General features: G+C 31.9%; 4 protein-coding genes. 3 read left to right on the forward strand and 1 reads right to left on the reverse strand.

All coding sequences use genetic code 11. The features are described from left to right. Positions 1–800: 800 nt before the first annotated feature. Positions 801–5,846, forward strand: coding sequence for an AAA domain-containing protein (locus FTT86_RS15045; protein ID WP_180181445.1), 5,046 nt, complete (start codon positions 801–803; stop codon positions 5,844–5,846). Continuing rightward, positions 5,839–7,227 (forward strand): hypothetical protein, encoded by a 1,389-nt coding sequence (locus tag FTT86_RS15050; RefSeq protein ID WP_180027270.1) that lies wholly within the window; start codon positions 5,839–5,841, stop codon positions 7,225–7,227. Before FTT86_RS15045 ends, FTT86_RS15050 begins: the two co-directional genes overlap by 8 nt. Positions 7,228–7,588: 361 nt before the next feature. Here the strand turns inward: FTT86_RS15050 and FTT86_RS15055 are convergent, their stop codons facing one another. Beyond that, positions 7,589–7,915: a helix-turn-helix domain-containing protein gene (locus tag FTT86_RS15055; protein WP_180022930.1), complete on the reverse strand. Its 327-nt coding sequence runs from the start codon at positions 7,913–7,915 to the stop codon at positions 7,589–7,591. Between the two features lie 304 nt (positions 7,916–8,219). Here FTT86_RS15055 and FTT86_RS15060 point away from each other — a divergent pair, with 304 nt between their 5' ends. Further along, positions 8,220–8,702, forward strand: coding sequence for a hypothetical protein (locus tag FTT86_RS15060; protein WP_180022928.1), 483 nt, complete (start codon positions 8,220–8,222; stop codon positions 8,700–8,702). The last annotated feature ends 260 nt before the right edge of the window (positions 8,703–8,962 follow it).

An 8,962-nucleotide genomic window follows, 5' to 3' on the forward strand; every position in this document is an offset into this window, starting at 1 on the left:
TTGAATTTCTTTATCAGACATAGTGATCAGCATCTATATTTTATATCCAGTCCATGGTGATAAAAACCATCATAAACCAGACATTTTTATTGGTGAGAATATAGACACTTTAAATGGGTTCTAACAACACTATTGCCCATTATAAGTACCTTATTTCTGTGTTGTCTGATTAAAATATTGATATATATTTATTATTTTATAATTTCATGAAAGTTGTGTTGCAATTTAAAACATTGATGATTGTTGTTATAAAAAACAACACAAGAAGCAACACTTAAGAAGAGTGTTGCTTTGTTTTATGGTATTTAGCATCAGTTATAAAACTGTCTTTTCAAAAATTTATAGTTGTAAAAAATGTAAATTTGATTAATGGCTAGTTTCTTAAGTTTTACTTAATAGTATGATTTATTGAAAAAAATACTTTACTTTTTCTGAAAAAATGAATAATTTATATTCAATTAATTATTCATGGCTCAATTATAGCCAAGGAAAGATAACTAAAAAGACCTACCTAAATTTGAGCTCGTACACAATTGTACTGGCCATAACTATATCACCAAGTTTTAAATTTAGTAAAAGTTGCAAGTCTAGAAAATTATAGATTTTATTTTTACGTCTATGGTTTATGGATTTGTTTTTTAATCTGTTTTTTTACAGGACGTATTTTTATGTTTATTTCTTATATTCATATATTAATTAATTTTATTTCAACTACTTACCACTTAATTGATTTAATTCTTAATATCTATTTTTTTATTGACTTGATTTTCAATATCTATGTTTTATGGATTTAACTTTTTATGTCTTTAATTATTAAAACCCAAGCAAATGGGCTTCATCAGCACGAAACTGAAGCTATCTCCAAAATTCAAGAAGCATTTAGTGTTGACGATGAAATGCGAAAAAATAGTCCTTGGTATGGTTATGCCGGCTATACATTAGTTGATAAGATTTCAAAAAAAGAAGCAGAGTTTGATTTAATCTTAGTTACTAACAGTGTTCTCATAGTTATTGAATTGAAAAACTGGAATGGTAAATCGATTAAGTCTGCCAATGGTAATTGGTATATGGACGAGCGTGATATGGGGGTATCACCTGTTTCATTGACACGCCAAAAACAATTCATCCTTGTCAATAAATTAAAGGGGCTCAAAGATAAATTTCAGGGAAATCCTGGTTTTGTTCCAAGGGTGTATTTCTTTGTTGTAATGTGTGGCAAGGTTAATTTTTCAAATCTGCCCGATGATGAAAAAAATCATGTCATTAGCCTTGATAAATTCTTAAAATTTGCCGATAAGCATTCATTTAATAAAGAATTTAAGCCACATCCAAGTGCCCAGCATCTTTATAAAGATTTTGACCTTATTGATAAAGTCTTTATGCAGAAAGTTACACAACCTAAAAAAATCATTGTTCAAAAATATAAGCAAGATGATGAGATTCTAAGTCACCCTAAAAAGCTATATACCGAATACGAAGCTACCTCAACTATTTCACGCTCCGACAAAGCAATCATAAGACAGTGGATGTTTTCAAATTTTAAGGAATTGAGTATTCAATCTCCTAAAATGAGAGCAGCATTGTTGAATCATGAGCGAGTTATTAGTGCTGAATTTAAACAAAGCAGCCATTTGTACAATACGGCACTTGTTCCATTAATCATGCCAAATGAAGAGCAAATTACTCAACAGTACAATGAATTGGTTGAGTATCGTCAAAGTCATCTTAGATTTAATGATTTTATTACTACGATTTGCCCGAATTTGAATGAAGAAGATAAGTTAAATCTAATTCAGATTTTACTCAGCAAGTTTTCTGAGATGCATAACCTAGGTATATCACATGGAGATATTAATTCGCATTGTATTTGGATATCGCCTGAAAAAGATGTGGCTATTTCACATTTTTTAACATCAGATTCAAAAAATATAGCTAATAATATTCGTGATTTACAACCTGATTTAGTATTTATTGCTGATGGGAAAGAATCAAAAATTGCTAATGTACAAGCGTTTAAAAAAGACGTCTATATGTTAGGGGTTATCGCATGGCATTTGTGGTCGAATATTCGTTTAACCCCAAAAGCTCTAAATAATATATGTGTTAATGGTGACCATTGGTTAGCAAACTTAGTGAGAAAGGCTATCAATCTTGAAATAGATGATGCTAGCCAATTGTTTAGAGAGTTCAATGCAAAACGACCTGTTCAAGCCGTAGATTTTATAGCCGATATTTCATGTTTAAATGAATATATCACTTCAGAAAGACTGAATAGATTATATCCAGAAGATGATGAAATTTATGAAGATGAAAAGAACGATATTATCTTATATCGTTCAGGTAATTTATGTGTCAAAGAATGGGCTGATGTTCATGTAAATGAATTTTCATCTAGCGATATTTTAAAATATCAGCACTTTTTTGAGCGTATTGAGGAAGCTAACTCCCAAAATTTATCATATTTACCAAGCATAGAAAGATTTGGTATTTCATTAAAATCAAGATCTTTATTTCTAGTTAGCAATTTTGTTGAAGGTATAACTGTTGATCAAATTGAAACTACGAAAGAATCAAAATTATTGTTGGCAGCTAATTTGATTGAGGCCATCATTCATCTACACAAGTTAGGTTTGCCAATCGGAAGAATTGACCAAAAAAGCCTCTTATTAAATTTGAATGATAACAGTTTTATTTTTAATGACATTATTGATATTAATGAATATCTAGATCACGAAAGTAAGTATTACCCATCCTACATTGATAATCCCACAAGTGAACAGTGCCAAAATTATGCAATTATGGTATTGGTATGTGAAATTCTAGGATTTGAAATAGGAAGTGATAGTTCAGAATTCAAATGGGTTAGCGATGCTGTAAATATAGAACTTAAAGAATCAGAATATCCTTTGGGTGATCTAAACCGTTTATTAGAAAGTATAGAAACTGAACAAATTCATGGTGATACTCCGACACTTCGAATTCCTGTGCCTGATAAGTTTACAGAGCTTAAAATTTTTGCAGACAATAAACGTATTTATCTAGCATTAGAAAAGGGACGTAACGCAAATGATATTATTGTTAAGATGCAAGGTGTTGGAGGGTCAATACAGTTTATTCTCGATCCAAATAGTAAGACTATACGCTTTGTAACTGGAGTGCGTGAGTCAGACGTTGTTCCACATTACGTCATAGATCAGGCTATGCTTGAAATAAATGTGGCTCTTGATATTAGACATTCTGTAGGTAGACCTGAATATGCTGAACTATCAGAATTTCTTTTTAAAATCGATGAGTTTTCAACAGCTATTAATGATGTCCTTCAAGAGCAAGCTAATGATCAAGATGAAAGTGTTGATGTAAGTAAAAATTTGGAGTTATCTGAAGACTACAAGGCAGATCAACAATTATTTACACAAGAAAATCAACTTCCAGTAGAACATTCATCAAAATCTAGAGATGACAACTTAAGCGATGATATTCAGAAACTAGCTGCTCTAAATATTGATACTAAGAAGCTATGGAAGGCAATTTTAGAGACTGAGACTGAGGCATTACCATATATCGTCTTGTCACAACCATTACATTTGGTTGATAGTAAAATTTACATTGCAAGATATGAAGATGATAATGATGTATTAGATAAGTTTCCTAAAGATTCACTTATAAGCCTAATTTACAAGACTATTGATTTTAATGGAGAAGATAGAGAATTTCGAGTAGGTGATATTGATATTCAGAACTCACTTGCAGGCGAATTAAGAGTTAAAGGTGTTAAACACGCCGATAAAATTAAGGTTGGTGAAGTTCTATATTTAAGAACAAAAGCTGATAAATCTTCATTCTTGAAAAGAAAAAATGCTTTAGAGCAAATTCTAAGAAGACAATCAGATATTCCAAACTTGGTAGAATATTTCGAGCCTAATTCAGATATTAGACCGACTCACTATGATATTACAGTCACTGATAAGGACTTCGAGAGATTTGATCAACATAATGAGCAAGGTGAGGTTGTTGTCAGTCTGAACAGTCTTCAACGCGAGGCTTTTCGAAAATTAATAAACTACGGGCCTGTTTCAATTCTACAAGGTCCTCCAGGAACAGGTAAAACTGAATTTATTGCAGCATTTGTTCACTTTCTTTTTGAAAAACAAAACGTCAATAATGTATTGATGGTCAGTCAATCACATGAAGCTGTTAATACTGCTGCTGAACGAATAAGAAAACACTCGCACCGCCTAAATACGCCTTTAGAGATTGTACGTTTCAGTAACAGAGAGAATGCAGTATCGAATAATCTAAAAGATGTATTTTCGGATTCGATCATATCCACACATCGCAATCTATTCTTAACGGAAATGGAAGATCGAGTTCTTTCTTTGAGTCAGTCGATAGGCGTTGACAGAGATTATTTGGCATGTGCTTTGTTTTTAAAAGTACATTTGTTTGGTCACTTATCTAGAATGTGGATATCAACAGAATCAGAAGATAATCAATTAATCTCCAAGGCTGAATGGAATAACCTGTCAACGAAGCTTATCGAAAGACTTAAGGATTATTCAAAGGAATTGCATACTTCATTATTAGGATGGAATAGTCGTCAGATACTAGATCGAGAAACTCAAATATGGGAGATGCTGGACGAGACTTTTGAGGTTCAGGGTAAGGCTGCAAATAACGCTAAAGCCTTGGTGCAAATTGCTTTCGACTATGATCAACTGATTGATAGTCCAAATGCTAATTACGAAACATACCTTTCTAAAACTAGACAATTTATCTGCGGTACCTGTGTAGGTATAGGACATCACTCTATTGACATTGCGAACCAATCATTCGATTGGGTCATTATTGATGAGTCAGCGAGGTCAATTTCTTCAGAATTGGCTATTGCGATGCAATCTGCTAAACGCATTTTATTAGTTGGAGATCATAAACAATTACCTCCATTATATTCACCTGAACATGCTAAAGCCCTTGGTCGAAAGTTAGGATTTACAAAAAACCGTATTGAAGCGAACTTAAAAAGTGATTTTGAACGATTATTTAATTCGCCGTATGGTAAGGCTGTACAGGGTAAGTTATTAGTTCAATATCGTATGGCTCCAGCAATTGGAGAAATGGTTTCTGCGTGTTTCTATGATGAGGAATTAGTAACAGGCGTTATTGAGCCTCTAGGTAAGCCTTACCAAGAGAAAATGGTTCGAATCGTACCAAATATATACCAGCATTGTTCGGTTCAAGAATTACGTTCTACTGTCACATGGGTCGATACGTCTGAAAAATTTAGTGATGGTGTTGGAACAACCTTCTTTAACAAGCATGAGGCTCGTAAGATTATTGGTTTGTTAGAAAAAATTCATGCAGATGAGGAGTTACTAAAAGAGTTAAAAGAACGATCTAAGCCTAATGAGCCTCCGATTGGCATTATATGTATGTATGGTGAACAAAAGCGTTATTTACGCAAGCAGTTCAATTCGAAAGCTTGGAATGAAGATTTTAGATCATTAGTAAAAATTGATACTGTCGATAGTTATCAGGGGAAAGAGAATAGAATCATCATTCTGTCTGTAACCCGAAATAGCCCAGATAACAAAATTGGATTCATGAACATGCCAAACCGAATTAATGTTGCATTATCTAGGGCAATGGATCGTTTAGTTATTTTTGGTGCTTCACGTTTATGGAGTATGCCAAAACATCAAGAATCACCGCTTGGTGAAGTGCTTAACTATATTAAGGAGTATTCAAGCGATAGGACACGTTACCAATATATTGCTGATAGAAAAAATGAATTCAAATTAAACGCAAATATCAAAACAAAGACAAGTCGAGGTATCAGTCATGAGTAATTACAGCATCCCATATCATGATGTTGATATTTTGATTCCGGCACAGAAGTTTGAAATAAAATTCAGTTATACATCAAGCCAAATGCCAAAATTTATTGATTCAATGATTATGCGTTTACTGCGTATCAGCCCAATGTCGGTCAAAAACATTGCAAACTTTTTGGGTATGAATCAAAGAGAGTCACGGATAGTTTTAGATCAACTGATTACAAATAACGAGATTGAGCTTAAACAAGATGGGTTATTTCATTTGACAAACAAATCAATGAAATACTTTACAACTGTGGATTCTATACCTAAGGTTGCTTCGATCTTGGAACATACACATGGTCTAGTTTATGAGCTTACTAATTTTAATTACATAGCTCAGAATCCTGATACTAATATGTACGGCTTAAAACTAATCGCTTCAAGCGAACATGCAGCAAATAGTGAAAGTATTGTTCGAGATAGATTTCAGAAGCAATTTTATCAACTCATTGAAGATGACATTATCACCCTAAAAAAAATGGATGGTAGACCGGCCATCTACAAAATGGGAACTGTAAAGAAGGTTAGGGAATGCACTGTACGTAAGTCGCTAGACCTTAATATAGATGCTCAAGCCGATCCACAACCTATAAAAGTCTTGGATTCTATTATGAGCGATGAGCTTAAAGATAAGACTTATCAGGTATTGGGTCAGAGTAAGAAAGGAAATAATATTCGAGATATCGTGAAGAACCTTGAAGGCTTCGAACAGTTAAATTTGCATCAATATTTTAAAGATAGTCGTTTTTTAGCATCAGTTGCATTATTTGATAGCTTAAATCCTATGGGAAATGAAGCAAATAATGGAAATCACCTGTTTATTGGACCTTGTTATAGCCAAGGTAATTCAAAACTGATATTGAATAAAATCAAAGATATTCTTGCGAAAAATCATCCTGTACAGAATATTTATTGGTTAGCTCCAGATGATGCATTTTGGGGTAAATCTCTTAGATTTAATACATTTGTCAATGCTTTGGGACAACTCAAAAATAAACAAAACGATGAAATACAGCTAAAGTGTTTTTTACCGATGTCAGATGAGCGAGATCGTGTTTCCTTACAAAATTATCGAAAGATCATTGCAAAAGAACATCAAAAATATTTTTACGGTATTAAAGAAGGGTTACTTGACGGTAATTGTGAAATCATTGCAGTTGAAAATGAATTTGTGGTGATAATTCTGCATGTATTGGATTCGGAAGCAGATTATTTAACCTCATTCCCAATAGGTTCTATTAGTGATGACAAGAGCTTGGCTAAGAGTATGGTGAGCTTATTCGAGGCTTGGCAACGTCCAAGAGATGAAAATGGAATTAGCTTCGGTTCAATGTTCAAAAAATCTAATTAATCATTACTATTAGCTTATATATGAACACAGATTGATCTTAGAAAAAGGAAGTTATCTATTTAAAGAAGTGTTAAATTTTAATAAATAAGGTAACTTCCGTATGTTCTATATTAACAATAAAATACCAAGTATATGTCTAATAAGTGATGGAATCTGCTTTGATATAATCTAGTTAAAGGATTAGAAGTAAATACTTATAGTTGACGTTATTGTTGATTAGAGCACATTTATGTGGTTATTCAAGGAGTTGATCTATACTTTTTACGAAAAGTATTTACGATCTAAAATTAGCATACAGTACGTGTGATAAAGAAGCTTAATTAATTCTTTTATAAACGTCATAAGCGCTAATCAATTGACATCAATCGGTAAGTTCTTCTGAATTATCAATAAATTTTAAAACTTCCAATTTCTGTAAATATGTCATCAAATGAATTTTTAAAATAATTTCGGCCATTAAATCATCATTAGTATAAAAATAAGCGACAGGAACCTCTAAAACATCTGCAATTTTTGTCGCCATAAGAAAGTCAGGAACATGTTTTCCAGTCTCATATTGATTCATCCGAGCACTTGCGGATGATTCATCAATACCGGCCAATATCCCTAAACGTTCTTGGGACAAGTTCTTTGTTTTTCGAGCAATTCTTAAACGTATAGAGAAAACATTTGAATTATGTTGTGACATTAGTTCAGATATAAACCATAAAACTAAGATTTTCTTAGTTTTAAATTGATTTATTACTAAGGATTCCTTAGTATTCATACATCTCAGGAAATTTTACTTTTATCGAATCATGCGACTGAAAAGTGATAGATTATTTTCCTTTAAATTTTTAAAATTGATAATTTTTCGGAGTGCGTTTAATGAACTTAAAGCTAATGATAAAGGGCATACAATCTGTAAAGATACCTCGGTTTCAGTAAGCTACAACTTAGAATTTAGAATCTATAAATTGAAAATTAGCTATCATCTTTCCAAGATAAGGCATATGAAAGAAATTAAAAATGCAGTTAAAGAACAGTTCTTACACGTTATTGAGCGACAAACTATTCTAGTCATGTTTACTCCAAAAGAGATCTGGATTCAATTTGATACCATTTCAGATGAAATAAAACAGCAGACTTATGCTCTTCTAAGAGAGCTTGTAAGACAGGATTACCTCACAGAAGTTATTAGCTCGAATGGAAAAAAATATTATTCAGAAACTTCAAAATTGGAAAATTTTAGATTTGATCATTGCAAATTTAAAGCAACTGAAATATTAAACAAAAAATTAATTGAAATTAGACAACAAGAATTAGATAAAAACTATGAAATTAAATTAACTAACGAACTAATTAAAGAAATTCCTGAGTTAGATTTCTGCTTAGAAAAATATATCAATAACATTAGTTTTGACTTAAAAAATATTATAAAAAAGAAAAACAATATAGCTAATATTATTAAAAATATTGAATCTTGTATTTATTAATAATTTTAATATTTATTTTTGGATGACATTTAAAGGCTTTAATTATAAAGTTAATGTCATCTATTGATCATACATGGATTGGTATTTATATAAAATCAGACATTTAGTTGAGAATGAATTCTGTCGGTTGAAGCAGGGCAGAGTAAAACTTGAAGTGCGACATAAACCACCTAATTAATTTAAAGGGTTTATGGAGTATATAAAATTGTCATACCATCATCTTAACTTTGAAGATCGTACTGCATTAATGCTTGAGTCAA

The organism is Acinetobacter sp. YH01021 (assembly GCF_013420255.1).
GTDB lineage: Bacteria > Pseudomonadota > Gammaproteobacteria > Pseudomonadales > Moraxellaceae > Acinetobacter.